Consider the following 24910-nt stretch of genomic DNA (forward strand, 5'->3'; position numbering starts at 1 on the left):
GTTAAAAAAGGATTCTAGCACTGAATCCTCTGTCTTGCAGTCATTTTTTAGTCATAGAAGTTTCACACAGAATTAAACTATTGAGCTGCCAATAGATCCGGCAACATCACGGCTCTATCACTCATTTGCGAAGAGTTTAATACTGAGCTTGCCTTGAATATCAACACTTGCACGATATAAACCAGCCCCACTCAACGTGCTGTGTATTTCGCCTAGATGATCGATGGCAATCACACCGCCATCACTTTCCGGCCCCTTTAACACTCGAGAAACCACAAAATCACTGGCTGTTTTGGCGCCTTCGTTGAAATAACGCGTGCGCGCAGCAATCTCACTTGCCACCCTATGTCGAATGAGCAATTCTGATGGACCTGCCGATGAAATCGCGACGAGATCATTTTCAGCCAACATCCCCGCCCCCATCATCACCGAGTCACCGATGCGGCCGAAGCGTTGATTTGCCACCCCACCCGAACTGGTGGCCGCGGCTAAGTTGCCATGCTGATCAAGAGCCACTGCCCCGACGGAACCGTAAACTGGGTCATCGGCCTTCCCCTCCTCTGCGAGGTCACACTCTGATAAGGCGAGTAAATCCAAATCGGTCGGCGAACCTTTCGCGGCAAATTTCAGTCGCATTAGCTGATCGTAACGATGGTCAGTAAAAAAATAGTCCTGCTCTGAAAACTCATACCCACGCTCAAAAGCGAAGGCTTCTGCGCCATCTCCCGCGAGCAGAGAATGTCCAGAAAAAAGCATCACTTCGCGCGCGAGCTCAATCGGATTTTTGATATGGCGTATCCCTGCGACCGAGCCAACTTGCTTCAACTTACCCTCCATGACGGAGGCGTCCATCTCAACCATTTCTTTGGCGTTAAGAACCGAACCTCGCCCCGCATTAAAATACTCAGAGTCTTCCAACACCTTAACGGATGCCACCACTGCATCCAGCGCATCACCACCGCTGGCAAGAATTTGATGCCCTACCGTCACTGAGCGCGCCAATGTAGCTCGGAGATCGGCGTCTCGTTCGGCACTCAACGGCTCAGCCGCCGAGGTCAATGGCCCGCCATGAACGGCAATAGAAAATGGAAACGTCATGTGGTCGTCCCTATACGTACTTAATAACGCAAATGCATTTCAATAAAAAAGCGCTGCTTGTTTCCAAGCAACGCTTCGTATTCGACTCAAAATGACCGTTTAACGGTCATTGCGTGCGATTAGTGTGAACCACAACCGCCGCCGCCACAACATTCGTGGTCGTCGCCTTTTTCTTCGCCACCACAGCAGCCGCCTTCGTGGTCGTGGTCATGACCACAACCGCCAGCTTGGTGTACATGGCCGTGTGCAATTTCTTCTTCAGTTGCTTCACGAATCGCTACAACTTCAACAACGAAAGTTAGCGTTTGACCAGCAAGCATGTGGTTGCCATCAACAACAACTTCGTCGCCGTCAACTTCAGTGATTTCTACAGGGATTGGACCTTGGTCAGTATCCGCTAGGAAACGCATACCAACTTCAATTTCTTCTACACCTTGGAAAACGTCTGCAGGAACACGTTGAACAAGTTCATCGTTGTGCTCGCCGTATGCATCTTCAGGTGCGATAGTTACTTCAAATTTATCGCCTGCAACTTTACCTTCTAGCGCTGTTTCTAGGCCAGAGATTAGGTTGTCATTACCGTGTAGGTAATCAAGTGGAGCGTCAACTGTTGATTGGTCAACAACTGCGTCTTCTACTTTAAGTTGGTACGCAAGGCTTACGACTACGTTTTTTTCGATTTTCATAATTGCTCCGAGGCGATTAGCTCCCCAGTGGGGAATATAACAATAACCCTGCTATTATGGGGATGAATTCGAGAAACTCAATCAATCCGGTTTAAAAATGCCGATCATTTGTTCACTCTCGTGCTGAGTTTTTTCTACCGCTTCCGGTTTTCTCTGGTCTTGATGGCCACAATCAACACATTCCACCAGCTCAATATTATTCTCTATCCACCAACGCAATGTATCTTGTTGCTGACACTTAGGGCAGTTGGCGCCTGCGATAAATCGTTTTTTCATTCCATTCCTACCAAACTATTCCGACCAGACTATTCCTATTCACAACATCACTGAAACACAGAAAACGGTTGAGTCAGGTTAATCCCAGAAACGCTTTCCTTGGCGATCATTTTCCATCTCTCGACCAAAAATCTCTTCCAACTCTTTACGCGCCTCTTTCGATCTCAAAGCCAATTGTTTGTCTTCATGGTGCTGCGGAAGCAATTCTTTCAGCATTGCATTATCCAGCTTACGGAAATGCGCTTCAGAACGCTGCGCCTGATAAGGATGCATGCCAAGCTCAATCAAAGCCTGCTTACCAAGATCCAATGCGCCCAAGAAGGTTTCTCTCGAATACTTATCTACGCCATGACTTAACAACTGATACGCTTCCACTCGACTACGTGCTCGCGCGAGTATTTTTAAATGCGGGAAGTGCTGTCGGCAGAGATCGACAATTTGCATGATTTCATCCGGGGAGTCAGTACACAGAATGATGGCTTCGGCTTGATCAGCCCCTGCTGCGCGCAATAGATCCAATTGCGTGGCATCCCCATAAAAAACCTTATAACCATATTTGCGTAATAGCCGAATCTGGCTGGCATCGCTTTCCAAGATGGTCAGTTTAATTTTATTGGCGTAAAGCAAGCGCCCTACAATCTGACCAAAACGACCAAAGCCGGCAATGATCACTCGAGACTGCTTATTCATCACATCGGTATCTAACCGTTCTTCGTCCTCTAAATGATTCAGTTTCTTGGCGTACCACTTTTTCTGCCCCATCAATAACAGCGGTGTGGTGACCATAGACAGACTGACCACGACGAGTAAAAAGGCCGTTTGATCGGCATTTAATATGCCTTGTGCTAATGCCGCAGTAAAAATGACGAAGGCAAACTCGCCCCCTTGACTCAGAATCGCCGCAATTCGGCTACGGGATTTGGCACGACTGCCGTAGACGCGAGCAAGGAAATACAAGAGATAAGCTTTTAAGACCACCAGCGCAATGACGCAGGCAAGAATTTTGAAGGGATGTAACGCAAGCAAGCCTAAGTTGACCGCCATACCCACGGCGATGAAGAACAATCCGAGCAATAAACCTTTAAAGGGTTCAATGGCAATTTCCAGCTCGTGGCGATACTCACTTTCGGCCAATAATACGCCCGCCAGAAAAGCCCCCAGAGCCATCGATAGACCGAGCTGTTTCATGATCAACGCGATACCAATCACGAGTAACAATGCCGCGACGGTAAACAGTTCACGCACCCCACTCATCACGACGTAGCGAAATAACGGACGCAATAAAAAGTGTCCGCCAATCAATAAGGCAGTTACGCCGCCAAGCATCCAAAGGGCATCTTGCCAATTACCACTCGTGTTCCCAGCAAGAACAGGAAGCAGCGCTAACATCGGTATTACCGCGATATCTTGAAAGAGCAGAACCGCAAAACCCGACTGCCCCGTTTCAGTGCCAGCCAAGCCTTGCTCCTCAATAACCCGCAAGGCGATCGCCGTCGAAGACAAGGCCAACCCCATGCCCACGACTAAGGCGATTTGCCAAGCAAAACCAAACGCAATGATAATGGCGGTGATCAGTGCAGTGGTCAGCAACACCTGCGCGCCACCCAGCCCAAGTATCGGCCCGCGCATCTGCCATAACTTTTTAGGATTCAGTTCAAGACCAATCAAAAACAGCAGCAATACCACACCAAATTCAGCGAAATGTAAGATGGCATCAACATCTCGAATGAGCCCAAGCCCCCATGGACCAATGGCTACCCCCGCAATCAGATACCCAAGTACGGAGCCTAACCCCAGGCGCTGCGCAAGCGGTACCGCTAACACTGCCGCCGTGAGGAAGATGGCGCTGCTTTGTAAAAAGTCACTCTCAAGCGCCATGATCTTCTCCTTGTTCATTGATGGGGCCGGTATCCGAACATTTTAATGCCATCGGATCGCGCAACCATTGTCGATAACGTTCGGCGTGTTGTTCCCGTTCCAATTCTGAGACATTGCGTGCCCAATAGAGCACTAAGGGCTCTAGCCATTCCATTTGGCACAATGCCGCGGTGAGCTCAAAGGGTTGTAAGATTTGCTCTAAGGGGTATTTATTGTATCCATGCTCACCAAAGGCTTCTTCTTTGCCACCGGCGGTAATGACACTGCGCCAGTACTTGCCTCGTAGCGCACTTTCGTCACCATAGGCAAAACCTTTACCTAGTACCCGATCAAGCCACTCTTTCATAAGTGCAGGACATGAATAGAGATACATAGGGTGTTGAAAAACAATGACATCGTGCGCTAAAAGCAAATCATGCTCAGCATTTACATCGATAAAAAAATCAGGATAGCGCGCATAAAGATCGTGCACAGTGACGTGATCAAGTAAGCCGATTTGCTGCAGCATCACTTGATTAGCAATAGAAGTAGAAGACTCCGGATGAGCGTAAATAATCAATACGTTGGGTTGAGAAGTGGCTGATAAATTCATTCCGTGAACAGCTTCCCTTATCGTTTTCGTTATCAGTTTGTTATACGCGGTTGACGCTGAGAACGCAATGATCGACTTTTATGGTCAATCCTCCTACTATGCGTGGCGAAACGATTAAAGATAAAGCAAAGCATTATGATTACCTTCTCTGATATTCAACTCTTACGCGGTGGTAAACCCCTGCTTGAGAACGCTTCGGCAACCATCCATCCCGGCGACAAGATCGGCTTGGTAGGTAAAAATGGCTGTGGTAAATCCACCTTGTTCGCTCTGATCAAAGATGAGCTCTCCACCGATGCAGGTAACTTCAGCAAACCCGCTCATTGGGAATTAGCATGGGTTGCCCAAGAAACCCCGGCCCTTGACCGAACCGCGCTAGAATACGTCATTGATGGCGATCGCGAGTACCGCTCGCTAGAACAGCAGTTGGTGGATGCCGATCTTGCTGACAACGGCACTTTGGTTGCCGAACTGCATGGTAAAATTGAAACCATCGGCGGCTACAGCATTCGCGCTCGCGCTTCGGAACTGCTTGACGGTTTAGGCTTTCGCCAAGAACAAATGAGTTGGAACTTAACCCAGTTTTCTGGTGGTTGGCGCATGCGCTTGAACCTGGCTCAAGCCCTACTTTGCCGTTCTGACTTATTGCTTCTCGATGAACCAACCAACCACTTAGATCTTGATGCAGTGATGTGGCTAGAACGTTGGTTGCAGAACTATCCTGGCACACTGGCGTTGATCTCGCATGACCGCGATTTCCTCGATCCTATTGTTAACCGCATCATTCACGTTGAAAACCAACAGTTGAATGAATACACCGGTAACTACTCTTCGTTTGAATCACAACGCGCACAGAAATTGATTTTGCAGCAAGCGATGTTCCAGAAGCAGCAAAAGCAAATGGCGCACATGCAGAGTTATATTGACCGTTTCCGCTACAAAGCGTCGAAAGCACGCCAAGCGCAAAGCCGTATTAAGGCTTTGGAGAAAATGGAACAAGTACTACCGGCGCAATTTGATAACCCGTTTAACTTTGAATTTCGCGAACCCGATGCATTACCAAATCCCATCATGATGATGGATGAAGTCTCGGCAGGCTATGACGACAATCTGATCCTAGAGAAGATTCGTCTTAACCTCGTTCCGGGTAGTCGCATTGGTTTGCTCGGTCGCAACGGCGCAGGTAAATCAACCCTAATCAAATTGCTCTCTGGCGAACTGAATCCACAAGGTGGCGAACTGACCTACTCACAAGGCGTGAAAATGGGTTACTTCGCACAGCATCAACTGGAAACACTGCACCCAGAAGAGACACCTTTGCAGCACATGATGCAAATTGCGCCTAAACATACTGAGCAGCAATTGCGTGACTACTTGGGCAGCTTTGGCTTCCAAGGCGACAAAGCGCTAGAAAAAGTCGCACCATTCTCTGGTGGTGAAAAAGCACGTCTGGTTCTGGCCTTGCTGGTATGGCAAAAACCGAACCTATTACTGCTCGATGAACCCACCAACCACTTAGATCTCGATATGCGCCAAGCGCTGACCTTTGCCCTGCAAACCTTTGAAGGTGCCATGGTGATTGTCTCGCACGACCGCTATTTACTGCGCGCTACCACCGATGATCTTTACTTGGTGCATGATCGTCAAGTCGCTCCCTTCGATGGCGACCTGACCGATTACTACAAGTGGCTTACCGAACAACAAAAAGTCGAGCGCCGCGAAGCACAAGCCGAGCAACCGGTTAAAGACAACCAAAACAGCGCCGCCGCGAAGAAAGAGCAGAAACGACGTGAAGCAGAGTTTCGTACTCTCACCGCGCCACTGCGCAAAAAGCTGACCAAGTTAGAAGAAACCATGGATAAGCTTGGCCAGGTGATTGCACAAGCAGAAGAGCATTTAAGTGATAACTCTCTGTATGATGCCGAAAACAAAGCTAAACTTACTCAAGTACTCGCCCAGCAAGCACGTGGTAAGTCGGATTTAGAAGAAACAGAAATGGAATGGATGGCTCTGCAAGAAGAGCTTGAAGGAATGGAACAGGAGTTCAGTAACTGATGACTAAAGAGCACGTTAGTGTTTCACTCACCTTAGAGCGTTTATGGCAATTCAGTTTGCAGTACTACGGCGTTCATGAAGTGAAGCAAGCGTGCTTAAATTTACAGAATCAGTTCAAAGGGAATGTAAACCTGCTACTGTTACTCAAGTGGCTTGATGAACAACAAGTCACTATCGCAGAGCAGGATTGGCACAAGGTCGAAGAATGCCTTGGTCGCTCAGAGGCACTCTTGCAAAGCTATCGAGAGCTAAGACGTAAGCTCAAACAACCGCTAACCGATACACTCTATCGCGAAGCGCTGCAATTTGAGCTCCAGCTAGAAAAACAGCAACAATCGGACCTTGTCGATTGTGTTAACCAGCTCGCTTTAACTCATGCCGATGATCAACCGCTTACGCGACGCTACTGTTGTCAGTTGGGTGGAGAGCATTTGTACTCCATCTTTATCCGCCCTTTTAAACTCAATTTGGATGCAAAAGAAAGCGACTGACGCCTATGACTCATTTTACTGCTGCCAGCGGGATATCAAACCCGCACCTTCAAACCCTCGCACCACGCTTTATTCGTAAAAAGGCGTTGTTTGAGCCCATTTGGCAAACGCTCGATACACTCGATGGCGACTTTCTCGATCTCGCTTGGAGTGAAGATAGCCAAAGCGATGCAGCCCAAGCAAAACCTCTGTTTGTCTTGTTCCATGGTCTTGAAGGCTGCTTCTATAGCCCTTACGCCAATGGCCTTATGAACGCCTTTGCAAAAGAAGGTTGGTTATCGGTAATGATGCATTTTCGCGGTTGCAGCGGTAAGCCCAATCGTCTACCTCGCGCCTATCATTCTGGCGAAATTGAAGATGCGCGTTTTTTCCTAGAGTATTTAGATCAGCAATTCCCCAATCGAGTCAAAGTGGCGGTAGGTATTTCACTGGGTGGCAATATGCTGGCCAACTACTTAGCGCAATACGCGGATGACCCACTGCTCAATGCCGCCTCGATTGTGTCCGCGCCACTCGATTTATCCGCCTGCTCTGAACGCATCGAACAAGGGTTTTCTAAAGTCTATAAAACCTATTTGTTACGATCATTAAAACGCAATGCGCTGCGTAAACATCACCTGCTAAAAGGCGAACTGGGGCTCTCTTATCAATCCATAAAACGCGTCACTAAATTGCATGATTTTGATGACTTAATCACCGCACCGCTGCATGGATTCCAAGATGCCGAAGACTACTATCAGCGCTGTTCGGGCATTCATCGTCTACAACAAATCAAATTACCGACGCAGATCATCCACGCCAAAGACGATCCTTTTATGACCGACGCGGTGATCCCGCATTTTGTGTTACCTGCGAACATCCATTACCGTTTATTTGAGCAAGGTGGCCACGTGGGGTTTGTGACCGGCAGTGTTATGAAGCCACGTTTTTGGCTTGAAGAGATGTTGCCTGCTTACTATCAAGCATTAAAAACGGCATAATTCGCCCTCTGGTACAGCATCATAGAAGAACGAGGTATTTATGATTGTTCCTTGGCAGCAAATTGCGCCCGATACATTAGAAAGTCTACTCCGCGAGTTTGTCCTACGAGAAGGCACCGATTACGGTGAATTTGAGATTTCAGTACAAGACAAAATTGACCAGGTAAAACATCAACTTGAAACTGGAGAAGCGGTTATCGTGTTCTCTGAGTTACATGAAACGGTGGATATTCAACTGCGACAAAAGTTCTAAACCGAAACGTGACAATAGCGTGGCTGATTCGCAAAAGTCACCTTATGTTATGAACATGCGTCAAAAGTGTAATGCTTTTCCAACAAAACCTCGGTAGAGTTAGACTCATCACAGGAACGTTATTACTAGACAAGGTTTGTCATGTCCGCAAAGCACCCAATCATTGCCGTCACTGGTTCTTCTGGCGCAGGTACCACCACCACGTCTGAAGCCTTCCGAAAAATGTTCAACATGACGGGAATCAAACCGGCATGGGTTGAAGGGGATAGCTTTCACCGCTTTACTCGCCCTGAAATGGATGTCGAAATACGCAAGGCTCGTGAGCAAGGGCGACACATCAGCTATTTTGGCCCGCAAGCCAATGACTTCCCTGGACTTGAGGCGTTCTTTCGCCAATTTGGCCAAGATGGAACAGGCAAAGTACGCCGCTATCTACACACCTTTGATGAGGCCGTTCCTTACAACCAAATGCCCGGCACATTTACGCCCTGGCAAGACTTGCCCGAAAAGAGCGACGTCTTATTTTATGAAGGCTTGCATGGCGGTGTCGTCGATGGCAATACGAATGTCGCACAACATGTCGATTTTTTGATTGGCATGGTTCCCATCGTCAATCTGGAATGGATCCAAAAATTTGTTCGCGACACCCGTGACAGAGGCCACTCAAAAGAAGCCGTCATGGATTCCATTGTTCGCTCAATGGACGATTACCTCAATTACATTACTCCGCAATTTTCCCGCACCCACATCAATTTTCAGCGCGTTCCAACCGTCGACACTTCAAATCCGCTGGATGCCAAAGGCATTCCTAGCCTTGATGAAAGCTTTGTTGTTATCCGTTTACGTGGCTTCAAAAAGGTCGACTATCCGTACTTACTGGCCATGATTGATGGTTCATTTATGTCACGCCACAACACACTTGTCGTGCCAGGAGGGAAAATGAGCTTTGCGATGGAATTAATCGTTCGGCCAATCTTGCAGCAGTTAATCGAAACGGGGAAAATTGGTTAAAACTCAGGTGTAGAACACGATTACTTTTCATACCGTGATCATGTGCACGTTTTTGCTTAGCAAATCCGTGGATGGACCCGATTAAAATCAAGAAATCGATCCTGAAACAGGATACTATTTGTAACCGAAACACATGATAGCTTGCAGCACTATTTGAGTGCTCATAGCCTAGTTTTCCCGACTTCGGGCCCAGCTAAATTATGGAAAGCAGCAAGCGTACCCTGCAGAGGAAGTGAGATATTATGGTTCTAGGTAAACCTCAAACCGATCCAACATTAGAGTGGTTCCTTTCACACTGTCATATTCATAAGTACCCATCAAAAAGCACGCTGATTCACGCGGGCGAAAAAGCAGAAACTTTGTACTACATTGTTAAAGGTTCTGTTGCTGTACTTATTAAAGATGAAGAAGGTAAGGAGATGATCCTTTCTTACCTAAACCAAGGTGATTTCATCGGTGAGCTTGGTCTATTTGAAGAAGATCAAGAGCGTACCGCTTGGGTTCGTGCTAAATCTCCTTGTGAAGTAGCAGAAATTTCATTCAAGAAATTCCGCCAGTTGATTCAAGTTAACCCTGATATTCTAATGCGTCTGTCTTCACAGATGGCTCGTCGCCTTCAAGTGACTAGCCAAAAAGTAGGCGACCTAGCCTTCCTAGACGTAACTGGCCGTATTGCTCAAACGCTACTTAACCTAGCAAAACAACCTGATGCGATGACTCACCCAGACGGTATGCAAATCAAAATCACTCGTCAAGAAATCGGCCAAATTGTTGGCTGTTCTCGTGAGACCGTTGGTCGTATCTTGAAAATGCTAGAAGAGCAGAACCTAATCTCTGCTCACGGTAAGACTATCGTTGTATACGGTACGCGTTAATTCAATGTGAATTAAACACCGATTTAAAAAGCCACCGCTTCGGTGGCTTTTTTTGTTTTTCACTGTCGTTATCGTGAATTATCCGTACTCTCAAAGATCTTATCTGCCGACGCCGCAACAAAGCCGCTATACAACATGCCATTGGGCATTGGGTATCGCTTGGCAAATTCATAAAACCCACCCGGCAATAACACAACACCATCATCAAACTCAACTTGGACTTTATCTGCCATCGTTGAAGACTGCTCGAGTAATACTTCAGGTGAACCTTTTACTTCACCACCGGCCTGATTAATCAAAAAGCCCGCCGCAGAGAGATGATCATTTACCTGTTGCACCTCATCAAACTGCTCAAGCTGATTCACGTTCACCGTAAAGTGATTCGCTCCATAACCGTGCGCTGCAAGCCAGGCAGCATACTCGCTCTCTTCGGCCAACAATAAATACTCATTATGGCTTAGTTGCCAAGGCCGGCCAGCCGATAGAAAATCATCGCCTTGCATCTCTTGTTGGCTAACTTGCGCCACTAACTGCGTCACGATGTGTTGTAACCTTGGTGAACATTGCTCAACCCTCAGTTCGCTAATGAACACTTTAGGTTGTGTCGCGTCTGGATGCTCATAATGCTTGGCCACTAATTTTTTACTTTCAAAGATATAGTCACCCGCGTCTTGATAACCCAAATCAATAAAGGGTTGCGCTAAGACTTCAAGACTCACGGGGTCAAGATTGAAAGTGCGTAAGGCAATATGATCGTTAATCAATGGCTCACTTTGCTGCAAAAGTTTATGTATGTTGCCCGCAGAAGGACATAGGCGATCAATATAGTCATTCCATAACGATTCAAACAGTCGATCTGGCGTCATGATGCCTCCTTGGCATTGTTTTTATCTCTGTATTCTCAGTTAGGATTATTAGTGTAGTTAAAGAAAAGGCCAGTGGAGCAATTTCTCTGGCCTTTCTTTTCTCGTGGATTTTAGAGGGATAATCCGGGACTCAACGTCTCTGGTAATTCGGTTTCTCGCCCCTCGATGGACGCCATAGGATAAGCGCAGTAATCCGCCGCATAGTAGGCACTTGGCCTTAAGTTACCCGATGCACCAGGCCCGCCAAATGGCGCATCACCGCTGGCTCCCGTTAATGGGCGGTTTCGATTTACAATACCCGCTCGGATGTGGTCAACAAAATACGCCCACTCGCTGTCTTGGGTCGTCACGAGACCAGCCGATAAACCAAACCGAGTCTCATTGGCTAATTCAACCGCCTGTTCAAATGTTTGATAACGAATGACTTGCAGTAATGGGCCAAAATATTCTTCATCAGGCAGTTCACGAATAGCGCTCACATCAATGATACCTGGAGAGACAAACGCCGCTTTTCCCGCCTTTGCTTCAAGCAGGCTTTGCCCCCCTAATGATTGCAAATGCGCCTGAGCGGCTAAAATACCTTGTGCAGCCTCGAGTGAAATTTGTGGCCCCATAAAGGGTGCAGGTGTGGCAAAGGGATCCCCCATAACGATGTTTTTCGTCGCACGCAGTAACTTAGCCAGCAGCACATCACCGTTGTCACCTGGTGGCAAATAAAGCCGACGTGCGCAGGTGCATCGCTGCCCTGCACTAATAAAAGCGGATTGGATGATGGTGTACACCGCCGCATCCACGTCCCCGTAATGAGGCGATATCACCAGCGGGTTATTACCGCCCATTTCTAGAGCCAACATTTTATCGGGCTGGCCAGCAAACTGGCGATGTAGAAGGTGCCCCGTATTCGCGCTGCCGGTAAATAACAAGCCATCAATGCCTTTGGACTCGGCTAAAGCGACGCCCGTTGCTCGCCCCCCTTGCACTAAGTTGATCACTCCGTCCGGTACACCCGCTTGTTGCCACAGCTTTATTGCAAGCTCGCCCATCACCGGAGTTTGCTCTGACGGTTTGAAGACCACGACATTACCCGCCAACAAAGCGGGGACGATGTGACCATTCGGTAGGTGCGCAGGAAAATTATACGGACCAAATACGGCCATAACGCCCAGCGGTCGGTGGCGCAAAACGATTTGATTCCCCGCCGCCTCGCGCTGCTTCTGCCCTGTTCGCTCATGATAAGCCGCGATGGATAAGGCAACCTTGCCCGCCATCGCGGCCGCTTCGGTACGTGCTTCCCACATCGGTTTGCCGGTTTCTTTGGCGATCACTTCCGCAATCGACTCCGCCTGCTGCTTAACCAACTCAGCAAAACGCAGTACCAGCGCTTCACGCTCAGCAAAGGTTGTTTTTTTCCAGGTCAGAAAGGCACTGTGAGCAGCAGCGACCGCGGCATCGACTTGCGCCACACTGGCACTGTCGCTTTGCCAAATTACCTCATCGTTATAAGGGCTGATGGAATTCATCGGTTCACCCTGCCCGACCACCCATTCTCCTGCGATCCACTGTGACATAATCATTCCTTTTCAGTTTATGATCCGTTATCCAATAAGAGCCCGTGATCGTTACAGAGGCAACAATCGAACGTTATCGCCTTGCTTCACTTGCAGAGCTTCCGCCACGTCATTCGTTATGATCACCGTATCGCTTGCTTGATCAAACGCCGCTTTCACCGCCACAGCACGAAAATCTTCAAACAAGGTATTACTGATCAGAAAATCTTGTGAACTGGCATGGTCGGCGATATGCACTTTTCCGCGAAACGAATGACGCACCGATTCGATATTTTCTCGATCACACTCCACGCTAGGGCCACCATCAAAAATGTCGACATAATTACGGCAGGTGAAACCTTCTTTTTCTAATAAGCGTAAGGCGGGCTTGGTGTTGTCGTGCACCTGACCGATTACCGCTTGTGCTTCTTTACTCAGTAAATTGACGTAGATCGGCAGCTTTGGCATCAGGTCGGCAATGAAACCCTTTTTGCCAATCCCAGTAAGATAATCGGCTAAGGTAAATTCTATCGAAAAGAAGTGTTCTTGCAGCCATTGCCAGAAGGGAGAATTCCCCTCTTCGTCGGACACACCACGCATTTCAGCAAATACCGTTTTAGAAAAACGATGTGGGTGCTCTGCCATCATCAGAAAACGGCATTTCGACATCAATCGGCCATTATTGCCGCCACGAAATTTAGGGCGTAAGAACAAGGTGCAGATTTCACTGCAACCTGTGTAGTTATTGCCGAAGGTCAACAGCTTAACTACATTGTTAACACCGAGTTTGGGAGAGGAATGAACAATCGTACTAATGTGATAAGAATAAAAAGGCACATCCCAACCAATGGCAGCCTCAATGCCGGTGCAACCAGCCACTTCTCCGCTATCACGGTCAAAGCCAACCATCAGGTAACCTTCATCACCCGGTGCCGTCACATTCGGTTTAGCAAAACTGTATTCAGAGTGAGTAATTCGATTAGTCAGCAGTTCTTCATTCACCGGCAGTGAGGTGAAACCGTGACCGGATTCCACCGCACAGGCATGAAGCGCATCATAATCTGACATTGAGATAGGACGAACAACCAGCATCGACATTCCCTCCTGATGCTTGTGAGGTTAGCCAGATGGCCAACCTCATCTATTGCGATATTATTGAGCGAGTGAAGCAATCGCCTTCTCCAGCTTTTCTAATCCTTGAGCAATATCTTGATGACTAATCACCAGTGACGGCGTGAAACGTACCACGTTTGGCCCCGCCACCAACACCATCAATCCTTGTTCACCGGCGGCGACGAGCACATCACGAGCTCGGCCTTGCCACTGCTCGTTGAGCGCAGCACCAAGGAGTAACCCCTTGCCACGAATCTCGCTAAAGATGGCGTACTTATCATTAATTTTAGCCAATCCCTGACGAAATAACGCTTCACGTTCCGCCACACCCGCCAACGTTTCAGGTTGGCTAACCACATCCACGACCGCTTCCGCCACGGCACAAGCCAGCGGATTGCCCCCATAGGTTGAACCATGAGTGCCGACTTTAAGATGCTCAGCCAGTTTATTGGTTGTCAGCATTGCGCCAATCGGAAAACCGCCGCCAAGCGACTTTGCTGTGCTCAAAATATCGGGCGTGATTCCTAACCCTTGGTAAGCGTAAAAATGCCCTGTGCGTCCATTACCGGTTTGCACTTCATCAAAAATCAGGAGAGCATTATGCTGCTGGCATACTTCACGAACCGCTTGAATGAACTCATCGCTCGGTTCAATAATGCCACCTTCTCCCTGCAAAGGCTCCATCATGATCGCACAAGTACGCCCAGATACATGCTGACGTAACGCTTCCACATCGTTGTAGGGTAAGTGCGTAATATCGCCGGGTTTTGGGCCAAATCCATCCGAATAGGCTTCTTGTCCGCCCACTGTAACCGTGAAGAAAGTACGGCCATGAAAGCCCTGTTTGAATGCGATAATTTCTGATTTTTCTGCGCCGTAGACATCCGCAGAATAGCGACGAGCCAATTTCAAGGCCGCTTCATTCGCTTCGGCGCCAGAGTTGGCAAAGAAGACTTTGTCGGCAAAGCATAAATCCGTTAGCTTTTTCGCTAAACGCAGCGCAGGCTCATTCGTCATGACATTACTAAGATGCCACAATTTTTGTCCTTGCTCCGTCAATGCCGCCACCATTGCTGGGTGGCAATGACCTAAACAACTCACCGCAATACCGCCGGCAAAATCGATATATTCGTTACATTCTTGATCCCAAACGCGACTGCCCTCACCTTTTACAGGGATCATCTCCATCGGGCTATAACAAGGCACCATCACCTCATCAAACCAACCACGTTGCACTTTCATCTCTTCCATCATCGTACATTCCTTCTCCACGACCGTGTGCCAATACAGGTTCGCCTAGCGACTCTTACTACTATCAATAAGTATAGAAATAAGTATTTATATTGCACATCGACTCACACAGCATAGTATTTACATTTAATTAACCATTTCAATAGTGATTTATTCTTTCTTACCACCACTGGGAATATAAAAAAGCACTAAAGATGATTAAATATTCAATTTAGATAAGAGCACTTTTCTCGCACCATTGCCATAGATATTTTATTTAGCGATGAATAAAGTACTGAGAGTTGAAGACTAAGAGATTTTCAAAATGCACAGACGCATAAAAACGCACAAAAGGCATTATTGTGATGGTAGGAATGAATGTTAAGAAAGGTGATCCATCACTGTATTCGGTCGTCATAATAAAACGATGGAATCAGTGCATAGAAAGGTGGTGCGTAAACTAGCGAGAAAGAAAATTGGCTAAGAGTTGATGCCCTTGCTCCGTCTTAATCGATTCAGGGTGAAATTGAACCGCATCAATGGGTAAGGTTTTATGTTGGTAGCCCATGATCTCATCCATTGTCCCGTCGTCACACTCTGTCCAAGCGGTTAATTCAAAACACTCCGGTAGCGAGTCCTTCTGAACAACAAGAGAGTGGTAACGCGTCACGGTCAACGGGTTATTGAGATCTTTAAATACACTACGTCCGGTGTGGCGAATTGGAGAGGTTTTTCCATGCATCACTTGTCGTGCTCGCACCACTTCTGCACCGAATACCTGCGCAATGGCTTGATGACCAAGACAAACGCCTAAAATTGGCAGTTTACCGGCAAAGTGTTCAATCGCGGCTAATGAGATGCCCGCTTCGTTGGGCGTGCATGGCCCAGGAGAAATAACGAGATGCGTGGGTTGCAGCGCTTCAATGCCTGCTAAATCAATTTTATCGTTTCGCACCACCTGTACTTCAGCGCCAAGTTCGCAAAAATATTGATATAGGTTATAGGTAAACGAATCGTAGTTATCGATGATCAGCAACATAACAGAAATACAGCTCTCCACTTATTGGAGGCGTATTGTGCAATAGTGCGCCACAAAGGCAAAGGAAAAGTTGTGCTTGCCCCCTTAAGATCGAGAGCGTCAAAGCGTATTTTAAATGACCGCTTCAATAAAAAAGGCCAGCAATAGGCTGGCCTCAATCATGAATGCTTGATGATGTTATATCGGCCTATGGGCGAGTAACGAAACCAACCGCTTCATACACTTTCTTCAATGTCACCGCCGCGCGAGCAGAGGCCTTTTCAGCACCTTGCTTCATCACTTGATCCATATATGCACGATCCGCACGAATACGGTGGTATTCCGCTTGAATAGGCTCCAGCATCGTAACGAGTGCTTCGCCCACATCTTTCTTAAATGGACCGTACATTTCTACGCCTTGGTATTTCGCTTCAATTTCAGTAAAGCTCATACCGGTTGCCGCAGAGTACAGGCTCATCAAGTTAGAGATACCCGCTTTGTTTTCCCAATCGCTGGCAATGCGTGGTGGGGTTTCAGCATCCGTTTGCGCTTTGTTGATCTTCTTAAGAATCGACTTAGGATCTTCAAGCAAAGTGATCACGTTCTTACGGTTATCATCTGACTTCGACATCTTCTTCGTCGCATCTTGCAGGCTCATTACACGTGCATTCACTTGTGGAATGTACGGTTCTGGCACTTGGAAGATCGGCGCTTCTGGGCAGTAGATGTTGTTAAAACGCGTCGCGATATCACGCGCTAACTCTAGATGCTGCTTCTGGTCGTTGCCCACTGGCACTTGATGCGCGCCGTACAACAGAATGTCCGCAGCCATTAGGACTGGATAACCAAATAGGCCAGCATTAACATCGTTCGCATAACGCGCTGACTTATCTTTAAACTGAGTCATACGGCTCAGTTCGCCCATTTGGGTGTAGCAGTTAAGAAGCCAACCAAGTTGAGCATGCTCTGGTACATGTGACTGAACAAATAGCGTGCTCTTCTGTGGATCAACACCAACAGCAAGACAGATTGCTAATGCGTCTAACGTTGCTTCATGCAAAGCTTTCGGGTCTTGACGAACCGTAATCGCATGAAGGTCAACCACGCAGTATTGGCAATCGTAATCATCTTGCATCTGTTGCCATTGACGTAGAGCACCCAAGTAGTTACCGATACTTAGTTCACCTGATGGTTGAACGCCACTCAATACGATGGGCTTGCTCATGGATGGATTCCTTTGAATTCTTAATTAGATAAAATAGAAAAAACCGCCTTATTTCTCATTAGGTTAATGGCGGTGGTAGCAAGGCAAGCAATTGATGCCCCTACAACGTCCAAAAACCCAATCAGATGCGGTTTTCTCAGTGTACTCATTGATGAGTATTTTGGAAGATCTTTTGTTGCGCTTAAGCGGAAACAGCGATCACTTCGAGTAATTCAGCGATATTGTCTGCGACAAAATCAGGCTCAGAAACCGAAATCGCTTCACCGTGGTTGTAACCGTACGTCAGGCCAAACGAATGACAACCGGCGTTTTTCGCCGCAAGAATGTCATTTTTCGAATCACCAACCATCAGCATTTCACTCGGTGTACAGCCATGTTTCTCCATTAGCCAGTTAAGCGCGACAGGGTTTGGTTTACGCTCAGGGAAGGCATCGCCCCCCAAGACATCACTAAAATATTTTGCAATGTCGTGTTTAGCCAATACATCTGGAACAAATTTCGATGGCTTGTTGGTCACCAATGCTAAGGTAAAACCGGCTTGTTGCAGTTCTGCTAACGTCTCTTTTACCGCAGGGTACAGATGACTTAGCTTGTGACCACTTTTCTCATAAAAGTCATCAAACAGCACTCGACCTTGCGCCAGCAACTCAGGGCTTAATTCTGGATTGATCGTGAGGCTTTGGCTAAGAGCACGACCAATTAAGATATCTGCGCCATTGCCCACATAGTCTCGAACAAGCTCTTCGCTCACAGAGGCAAAACCAAGCGCTTGTACCGCTTGATCGGCCGCGACGGCCAGATCAGGTACGCTGTCTAGTAAGGTGCCATCAAGATCAAAAGCGATCAGTTTTAATTCTTTCATGCTCTTTCCTACTGCTGGGGTCAATTACTTCGCTTTCGCTAGTTCTGCGCGCATTTCATCGATCACTTGCTTGTAATCCGGCTGACTGAAGATAGCCGAACCCGCAACGAACATATCCGCGCCCGCTTCCGCGATTTCACGAATGTTGTCGACTTTCACGCCGCCATCGATCTCTAGACGAATATCGCGACCAGATTCATCGATCATTTTGCGCACAGCGCGCAGTTTATCCAGAGTATTTGGGATGAAAGATTGACCACCGAAGCCTGGGTTCACCGACATCAATAAGATCATATCCACCTTATCCATGATGTATTCAAGGTGTGCCAGAGGCGTTGCAGGGTTTAGAACCACGCCGGCTTTACAGCCGTGCTCTTTGATCAGTTGCAGAGTACGATCAACGTGATCAGACGCTTCAATGTGGAAAGTGATCATGCTCGCGCCTGCTTTCGCAAAGTCAGGAACGATGCTATCAACCGGTTTCACCATCAGGTGGACATCGATTGGCGCAGTAATGCCGTAGTCACGTAGCGCTTTACACACTGGCGCACCAAAAGTCAGGTTTGGCACATAGTGGTTGTCCATAACATCGAAGTGCACAACATCAGCCCCTGCTGCGAGTACTTTCTCTACGTCTTCACCAAGACGAGCAAAATCTGCAGACAGAATCGACGGAGCGATAAGGAAATCTTTCATACCTGACCTCTATAATAATTAGCATCATTGCGTAAATTTGGCGCAATTCTACCGAAGCGATCAGGCAGATGATAGAGGTATTAAAAGAAATGTGTGGTCGAGCTTATTCGCCGCTATTTTCCGAACCCAGTTCGATATGGCTGTCAGCACGAAACAGAGCCAGCAGTTCATCCACTTTATTGCGACCAGCGCCATTACGGCTAATGGTGCGTTTTACTTTCACCACATTCAGCTCAGCACCATGATAAAGGCGACGTGTCAGCGTCGTATCATGGTTAGAAATAAGCACTGGAATACCGCGTTGTTTCGCGGCCGTTTCGGCAACATTAGCCAGCGCCGCTTGATCATCTAACGAGAAACCATTGCCCGCGTACGAAGTGAAATTTGCAGTACTGGAAAGTGGTGCATAGGGAGGATCACAGTAAACCACGCTGCCCTTGCGCGCGCGTTTAAAGGTCTCTTGGTACCCTTCACAAACAAAAGTGGCTTTCTTGGCTTTTTCAGCGAAAAACTCCAACTCTTTTTCTGGGAAATACGGTTTTTTATACGAACCAAACGGCACGTTGAAGCCGCCTTTTTTGTTATAACGGCATAGACCATTAAAACCAAAACGATTCATGTATAGGAAGGCCAGTGAACGATACATCACATCATCAGTTTGGTTAAACTGCGCGCGTACATCCAAGTAAAATTCTTTGCGGTTGTTTTCAGCCACAAACCAGCGCTTCGCTTCGTTGATGTAATCTTCTGGATCATCTTTAAGAAGATTGTAGAGGTTAATCAAATCTGGGTTGATGTCGGCCAATAAATATTGGTCATAGTCGGTGTTCAAGAAAACCGAACCTGCGCCAACAAACGGTTCTACCAACTTGCGTGCTTCAGGCAGATGACGCTGAATGTCTTCAACTAATCCGTATTTTCCACCAGCCCATTTAAGGAAGGCACGCTGCTTTTTCATTGACTGCTCTATTTATCTTATCAACCACAAATTAAGGGGGCGGAATGTAACATATTTAACGCCATACCCAAAGCGATTGGCGTACTCAATTGGACTGAGCGACGAGAAAGTCACTCCGTCAGCATAGAACTAGTTCGCTTGTGCGATTTCGCGTTGAACTTGATTGAGTGATTTTGCCCAAGGCCCCAATTTTTGTAGCGATTCAGGTAATTGCGCTACCGCATCGCGTGCCAATTGGATGGTTGGGTAATTATCATAAGTAATAATAAACCACTTCGCCTCATTGCGAATGGCCGGATAAACATAAACGTTATCGCCCAAGTCGTGACGATTGAGAAAAGCCTGCGCATCCACTAGATTTTTTACCGCGGCCAGTTGCAGTGTGTAACTGCGTGGTGAAAAACGGTTGAGCTGGTCTTTCGCAAACGAAAAGTTAATCGTCGCTTGATTAGGATTTGGCGTTTGAACAGCAGAAGCGTCCGCGCCATTTGCCCCCTCAGAGCTGGCATCATCCGCGGTAGACTGACCATTCGTCGCTGGGACAGACTGCCCTTCGTTCAGCAGTAAAGCATCAACCACTTCAGAGGTAATAACCACACGTTGAGAGTGATCTTCTATCACGCCAACACTTTGTGGATCATCGACCACTTCCGGCGGCAAAGAGGTACTGTCATCTTCTGCCCCAGCAAAAGAGAGATCCGCCAATTGCTGCGCTTGCGCACTTTGCTGTTCTAACGTTAGGGAGGCTTGGTTGGTGTTTGCATCCGGCTCAGGTAATGTCGGAATCACGGTTTGTTGCGTGATGGATTCCGCCGCTTCATCTGGTGTTGGTTGACTCATCAGCCACCAATAACCACCTGAAATCAGAACGAGTAATACCATGACGATCAGTGCAATATTGAGCGGAGAGCCCACGATTGAACGAACAATAATGCGTTTTTCCACTTTTTGATCCCCTAATGCCATAATACACCCCGGACGATGTGCCACGGTTCGATACGCATTGCGCACACGCCGTTCCATATCATCATCAACAAACCGCATCACTAATTGCTCAAAAAAACGTCCGGCTTCTTGCGAACTCAGCAATTCAACTTCAAGATCAACGGGATTGAACTCTTGCCCCTGGCTCAAACGTGACAGCCATTTATCCAATCGGTTAGGCAGAGCAAAAAGAACAATGTTTATATTCCAACGATTTTGCCGTTGGGAGAATAACGCCAGTTGCCACAATTCAGACAACACGAGCTCACTTAATAAATGCGCATCGTCGATCACAATCACGACATCACACGACTCATGAGCCATGCAGCGAGCAAAGCTATCCGCTAAGTTATCCGCTGGGTTAAACAACGGTTCAGGCAAAATCTGACTCAATATCGTCGTACGATGTTGCTCATCATTTTGATTGGGATGACACATCAATAACGCTTGGTTTTTATCGTTTGCCCACGCTTCTAAGTAGCGCTGTGCTATCCAGGTTTTTCCTGAACCGACAGCCCCCGAAACATGCACAAAGTTAGAATTAAAATGCGTTAATAATTGTAAACGCTCAAGCAATTCAATTTGGGTTTTTAACTCTAAAACCCGCGATTGATGTGTATAACCCATACCCTACCTAAACCATTAAAGCCGTCTTACTCAGTTGCAATAACAACGTATCATAACGCGAGATCATGACAAACCATCGCCGCTAAATATCGCGAGCAAAGTCGATTGCTTGCTTAATGATGGCTTCAGGCACACCTTTCACTACGTCGGCACTTCCGATACTGGTCGGCAACACTAAGCGTAACTCACCCGCCAATACTTTTTTATCACGCATCATATGCTTGATGAAATCATCAAATGACATCGTTTCTGGCGTGTGTACTGGCAGCTTAGCGCGTTTCAGTAACGTAATAATTCGCTCGAGTTGTTCAAGGGGAATTAAACCTTGTAACTGCGCGGTTTTCGCGGCCATCACAGTACCAGAGGAAACCGCTTCACCGTGCAACCATTGGCCATAACCCAGTTCCGCTTCAATCGCATGACCAAATGTATGACCCAGATTGAGCAAAGCACGAATGCCCGATTCTTTCTCATCTTGAGCAACAACGTCAGCTTTGATTTGGCAGCAACGGGCAATCGCATACGAGAGCGCTTGCTCATCTAAGCGGTAGAGCGCCTCAAGATTATCTTCAAGCCAAGTGAAAAAATCGCCATCATAAATAATGCCGTACTTAATCACTTCCGCCATACCGGCAGCAAATTCTCGTTCTGGCAGAGTCGCCAAACAGTCGGTATCAATCACCACCGCTTTGGGTTGGTAAAATGCACCAATCATATTTTTACCGAGCTTGTGATTAACCGCTGTTTTTCCGCCGACTGAAGAGTCAACTTGAGAGAGTAATGTGGTAGGGATCTGAATAAAGTCTACGCCGCGTTGGTAACAAGAAGCGGCAAAACCGACTAAGTCACCAATCACTCCGCCACCTAACGCAATGATCACGACATCTCGGCTGTAATTCCCTTCCAGCAGATAGCTCATGACGGTGTTAAAGGTATCGAGTGTTTTGTATTGCTCGCCATCGGGCAATTCAAGCAGTGATGCTTGGCAGCCTTGTTGTTGTAGCAAAGAGAGGATTTTATTCGCGTACAAAGGTGCAACAGTGACATTACTGATCACGACAACTTTGTGTTTTGAGGATAAGTGAGAAAGGTGAGCCGGATTATTAAATAATCCGGCACCTATTGATATTGGATAGCTACGTTCATCTAAGCTGACCGTAATCCGTTCCATGGGTATGCTCCAATTTGAGTTAAGAAGTTCTTAACTCTCTTCTAGCATTTTTACAATCTGATTGGCTACCACTTTTGCACTTTGATCATCGGTGCGTACTGTGTAGTCCGCAATTTCATCATAGAGTGGGTTACGCTCACCAGCTAACTCTTCAAGCACTTCACGAGGGCTATCCGTTTGTAGCAGAGGGCGTTTCTTGTCACGGTTTGTACGTGCAAGTTGTTTTTCAATAGTGGTTTCTAAGTAAACAACGATACCACGAGCAGAAAGACGGTTACGGTTTTCTTTACTCATGATCGAGCCACCGCCAGTCGCAAGGACAATGCCTTGTTCTTCGGTAAGATCGTTAATCACTTTCTCTTCACGATCGCGGAAGCCAGCTTCGCCTTCTACGTCGAAAACCCATGCGATATCTGCACCAGTGCGTTCTTCAATCACAGTGTCTGAGTCAACAAACTCCATGTGAAGTTGTTGAGCCAGGTGTCTACCAATTGTACTTTTGCCGGCGCCCATCGGGCCAACAAGGAAAATATTGCGTTTCTCAGCCATGTTTTAGCAGTAATTTACAACGTTAATTCAATGACATCGCCACAAGAAGGGTCAGTTTTATGCTGACATTGAAAATGCTTGTGACACCGATTCCTCACCGATATTTCGTGATAAGACCCGAAATTATCGGGGTAAGGAGGATCTAATGCAAATTTATTTTTCTATTTACTGCACAACAACTTTCGGAGTCACAAAAATTAACAGCTCACTTTTGCCCATTTTTTGGTAGCTACGCTTAAATAATGTCCCTAATAATGGGATATCGCCGAGCAAAGGCACCTTATCAACCGTGTCGGTAATGTTATGTTGGAAAATACCCCCTAGCACCACCGTTTCGCCGTTTTCAACCAATACTTGCGTACCAATACGTTGCGTTTCTATCGATACCGCTTCCCCTGTCCCCACCTTAAACACTTCGCCCGGTCTATCCTGAGTCACACTCAGATCCAAGACTAAACGGTTATCAGGCGTTATCTGAGGCGTTACCATTAAACTCAGTACGGCTTTTTTAAATTCAACGCTCGTTGCACCACTTGATGATGATTCAAGATAAGGGATTTCTGTACCTTGTTCGATATACGCCGATTTTTTGTTGGTGGTGATCAAGCGCGGGCTTGAGATCACTTCCGCTTTCGATTCACGTTGCAACGCCGAAAGCTCCAAATCCAATAACATATCAGAACCTAGCTTCGCCACTTGGAAAGCAATTGTAGAAGCTTCAGCCGACGCGGCTAGGTTAACGTTTAGCATGTCATCAATGCTTGGGTTATCCAGCACGTTACCTTCAATGGTTCCGCCGACAGACACGCCCGTTTTGTTGGCGTTAGAAAAGCCCCAACGCACGCCTAGTTCATCCAAATTACCTTCACTGACCGTAACAATGCGCGCTTCGATTTGCACTTGCTTGACGGGAATATCCAACGATTCAATGATGCTACGCACCACATCAATGTTCTCTTGGAGATCGCGCATCAATATTGAATTGGTACGTTCATCAACCGTGATTGACCCACGCTCTGACAACATACTGATCGTGCCTTCCCCGCCAATCATCTCTGCAATTTCACCAGCATTGGCAAAATTGACTTTGATGATTTCAGAACGAAGTTCACCTAACTCATCCGCCACACGTGCATTTTCAAGGCGTTGCTTCTCACGCAGATCCAGTTCAGCCTTTGGCGCAACTAAGACCACATTGCCATCCACGCGCTTATCGAGCCCTTTCACTTGTAAAATAATGTCTAACACTTGAGGCCATGGCACGCCGTCAAGACGTAACGTCAAGTTGCCACTGACCGAATCAGAAACGACTAAGTTGAAATCGTTATAATCCGCAATGAGCTGCAATACGTTACGCACGGGAATATCTTGGAAATTGATTGAGATTTTTTTGCCGGGTTTGTCTAAGAACGTGGTTTCTTTTTCTTTTTCTTTTGTCTTCAACGCACTAACAACCACTTCAAGGACCTTGCCATTTAAGGTGTAGTCGTAGCTGTAACGTCCAGACACTTCTGCCAATAAGCGCACGCGATCCGATTTACGGAAAAGTTCGACGGTTTTAACTGACGTTGCAAAATCTTGCACGTCAAATAATGACAGTTGTTTATCGTCCACCGCGGTATCAATGAGCTCGATAGCTAAACCTTCCGGCAACTTTTGAATATCAACGACGATTTTGTCGCTATTTAACTCGACAATAATTTTACCGTTCTTGTCGTCATCCACGCGAAAATCAACCGCAACCACACGGTTAGTCGGCGAAGAAGCCAGGCTTAGCGCAGAGAAAATAACACTCACCACGCAGGCGAACCTGACTATCCATTGGGTTGTTGATCTCAGTCCATTTCTCATTTTATTTTCTCAATTTCT

The 24910-nt window shown here is 47.1% G+C and carries 24 protein-coding genes; 6 read left to right on the plus strand and 18 right to left on the minus strand.

What is annotated here, in order from left to right; translation table 11 throughout:
* Positions 1–117 precede the first annotated feature (117 nt).
* The 5 genes from OJ16_RS10790 to kefG form a co-directional block, all read right to left on the minus strand.
* On the minus strand, positions 118–1098 hold the full coding sequence (locus OJ16_RS10790; RefSeq protein ID WP_040990515.1) for an isoaspartyl peptidase/L-asparaginase family protein: 981 nt from the start codon (positions 1096–1098) through the stop codon (positions 118–120).
* Between the two features lie 119 nt (positions 1099–1217).
* Positions 1218–1784 (minus strand): peptidylprolyl isomerase, encoded by a 567-nt coding sequence (slyD, locus tag OJ16_RS10795; protein WP_040990518.1) that lies wholly within the window; start codon positions 1782–1784, stop codon positions 1218–1220.
* A gap of 81 nt (positions 1785–1865) precedes the next feature.
* Complete coding sequence (locus tag OJ16_RS10800; protein WP_040990520.1) at positions 1866–2060, minus strand: YheV family putative zinc ribbon protein; 195 nt, start codon at positions 2058–2060, stop codon at positions 1866–1868.
* Between the two features lie 78 nt (positions 2061–2138).
* Positions 2139–3938: a glutathione-regulated potassium-efflux system protein KefB gene (gene kefB, locus OJ16_RS10805; RefSeq protein WP_040990522.1), complete on the minus strand. Its 1800-nt coding sequence runs from the start codon at positions 3936–3938 to the stop codon at positions 2139–2141.
* Positions 3928–4530: a glutathione-regulated potassium-efflux system ancillary protein KefG gene (gene kefG / locus OJ16_RS10810; protein ID WP_040990524.1), complete on the minus strand. Its 603-nt coding sequence runs from the start codon at positions 4528–4530 to the stop codon at positions 3928–3930. Before kefG ends, kefB begins: the two co-directional genes overlap by 11 nt.
* Positions 4531–4665: 135 nt before the next feature.
* Here kefG and OJ16_RS10815 point away from each other — a divergent pair, with 135 nt between their 5' ends.
* The 6 genes from OJ16_RS10815 to crp all read left to right on the plus strand — a co-directional run bounded on the left by OJ16_RS10815 (position 4666) and on the right by crp (position 10195).
* Positions 4666–6585: an ABC transporter ATP-binding protein gene (locus tag OJ16_RS10815; RefSeq protein ID WP_040990526.1), complete on the plus strand. Its 1920-nt coding sequence runs from the start codon at positions 4666–4668 to the stop codon at positions 6583–6585.
* Complete coding sequence (locus OJ16_RS10820) at positions 6585–7076, plus strand: TIGR02444 family protein (RefSeq protein ID WP_040990528.1); 492 nt, start codon at positions 6585–6587, stop codon at positions 7074–7076. Before OJ16_RS10815 ends, OJ16_RS10820 begins: the two co-directional genes overlap by 1 nt.
* 5 nt (positions 7077–7081) lie before the next feature.
* The gene (locus OJ16_RS10825; RefSeq protein ID WP_040990530.1) at positions 7082–8056 is read left to right on the plus strand and encodes a hydrolase; all 975 of its coding nucleotides are present in this window, start codon (positions 7082–7084) and stop codon (positions 8054–8056) included.
* A gap of 40 nt (positions 8057–8096) precedes the next feature.
* The gene (locus tag OJ16_RS10830; protein WP_040990533.1) at positions 8097–8309 is read left to right on the plus strand and encodes a YheU family protein; all 213 of its coding nucleotides are present in this window, start codon (positions 8097–8099) and stop codon (positions 8307–8309) included.
* Positions 8310–8450: 141 nt separating this feature from the next.
* Positions 8451–9320: a phosphoribulokinase gene (locus OJ16_RS10835; RefSeq protein ID WP_040990535.1), complete on the plus strand. Its 870-nt coding sequence runs from the start codon at positions 8451–8453 to the stop codon at positions 9318–9320.
* A 242-nt stretch (positions 9321–9562) separates the two neighbouring features.
* Positions 9563–10195: a cAMP-activated global transcriptional regulator CRP gene (crp, locus tag OJ16_RS10840; RefSeq protein WP_005597159.1), complete on the plus strand. Its 633-nt coding sequence runs from the start codon at positions 9563–9565 to the stop codon at positions 10193–10195.
* Between the two features lie 68 nt (positions 10196–10263).
* Here crp and OJ16_RS10845 read toward each other — a convergent pair whose 3' ends face one another.
* The 13 genes from OJ16_RS10845 to OJ16_RS10905 all read right to left on the minus strand — a co-directional run bounded on the left by OJ16_RS10845 (position 10264) and on the right by OJ16_RS10905 (position 24892).
* The gene (locus OJ16_RS10845) at positions 10264–11061 is read right to left on the minus strand and encodes a DUF1338 domain-containing protein (RefSeq protein WP_040990537.1); all 798 of its coding nucleotides are present in this window, start codon (positions 11059–11061) and stop codon (positions 10264–10266) included.
* Positions 11062–11171: 110 nt separating this feature from the next.
* The gene (gene astD, locus OJ16_RS10850; protein WP_040990539.1) at positions 11172–12629 is read right to left on the minus strand and encodes a succinylglutamate-semialdehyde dehydrogenase; all 1458 of its coding nucleotides are present in this window, start codon (positions 12627–12629) and stop codon (positions 11172–11174) included.
* A gap of 51 nt (positions 12630–12680) precedes the next feature.
* Positions 12681–13700: an arginine N-succinyltransferase gene (astA, locus tag OJ16_RS10855; RefSeq protein WP_040990540.1), complete on the minus strand. Its 1020-nt coding sequence runs from the start codon at positions 13698–13700 to the stop codon at positions 12681–12683.
* Between the two features lie 60 nt (positions 13701–13760).
* Positions 13761–14975 carry an aspartate aminotransferase family protein gene (locus tag OJ16_RS10860; RefSeq protein ID WP_040990542.1) on the minus strand — a complete coding sequence of 405 codons (1215 nt, stop codon included), beginning with the start codon at positions 14973–14975 and terminating at the stop codon, positions 13761–13763.
* A 436-nt stretch (positions 14976–15411) separates the two neighbouring features.
* Positions 15412–15990 (minus strand): aminodeoxychorismate/anthranilate synthase component II, encoded by a 579-nt coding sequence (locus OJ16_RS10865; protein ID WP_040990544.1) that lies wholly within the window; start codon positions 15988–15990, stop codon positions 15412–15414.
* A gap of 187 nt (positions 15991–16177) precedes the next feature.
* On the minus strand, positions 16178–17194 hold the full coding sequence (trpS, locus tag OJ16_RS10870; protein ID WP_040990546.1) for a tryptophan--tRNA ligase: 1017 nt from the start codon (positions 17192–17194) through the stop codon (positions 16178–16180).
* A gap of 181 nt (positions 17195–17375) precedes the next feature.
* Entirely contained in the window at positions 17376–18056 is a 681-nt protein-coding gene (locus OJ16_RS10875) for a phosphoglycolate phosphatase (protein WP_040990548.1), read from the minus strand.
* Positions 18057–18080: 24 nt separating this feature from the next.
* Complete coding sequence (gene rpe / locus OJ16_RS10880) at positions 18081–18752, minus strand: ribulose-phosphate 3-epimerase (protein ID WP_009386397.1); 672 nt, start codon at positions 18750–18752, stop codon at positions 18081–18083.
* A gap of 103 nt (positions 18753–18855) precedes the next feature.
* A complete protein-coding gene (locus tag OJ16_RS10885) occupies positions 18856–19710 on the minus strand; it encodes a Dam family site-specific DNA-(adenine-N6)-methyltransferase (RefSeq protein WP_040990552.1) in 855 nt (284 codons plus the stop codon).
* A gap of 129 nt (positions 19711–19839) precedes the next feature.
* The gene (locus tag OJ16_RS10890) at positions 19840–21321 is read right to left on the minus strand and encodes an SPOR domain-containing protein (RefSeq protein ID WP_040990555.1); all 1482 of its coding nucleotides are present in this window, start codon (positions 21319–21321) and stop codon (positions 19840–19842) included.
* 82 nt (positions 21322–21403) lie between these two features.
* Positions 21404–22492 carry a 3-dehydroquinate synthase gene (aroB, locus tag OJ16_RS10895; RefSeq protein ID WP_040990557.1) on the minus strand — a complete coding sequence of 363 codons (1089 nt, stop codon included), beginning with the start codon at positions 22490–22492 and terminating at the stop codon, positions 21404–21406.
* 30 nt (positions 22493–22522) lie between these two features.
* On the minus strand, positions 22523–23041 hold the full coding sequence (gene aroK, locus OJ16_RS10900) for a shikimate kinase AroK (protein WP_040990559.1): 519 nt from the start codon (positions 23039–23041) through the stop codon (positions 22523–22525).
* A 165-nt stretch (positions 23042–23206) separates the two neighbouring features.
* Positions 23207–24892, minus strand: coding sequence for a type IV pilus secretin PilQ (locus OJ16_RS10905; protein ID WP_040990561.1), 1686 nt, complete (start codon positions 24890–24892; stop codon positions 23207–23209).
* Between the last annotated feature and the right edge of the window lie 18 nt (positions 24893–24910).

This window comes from Vibrio renipiscarius, assembly GCF_000827885.1.
In the GTDB taxonomy this organism is placed as follows: Bacteria; Pseudomonadota; Gammaproteobacteria; order Enterobacterales; family Vibrionaceae; genus Vibrio; species Vibrio renipiscarius.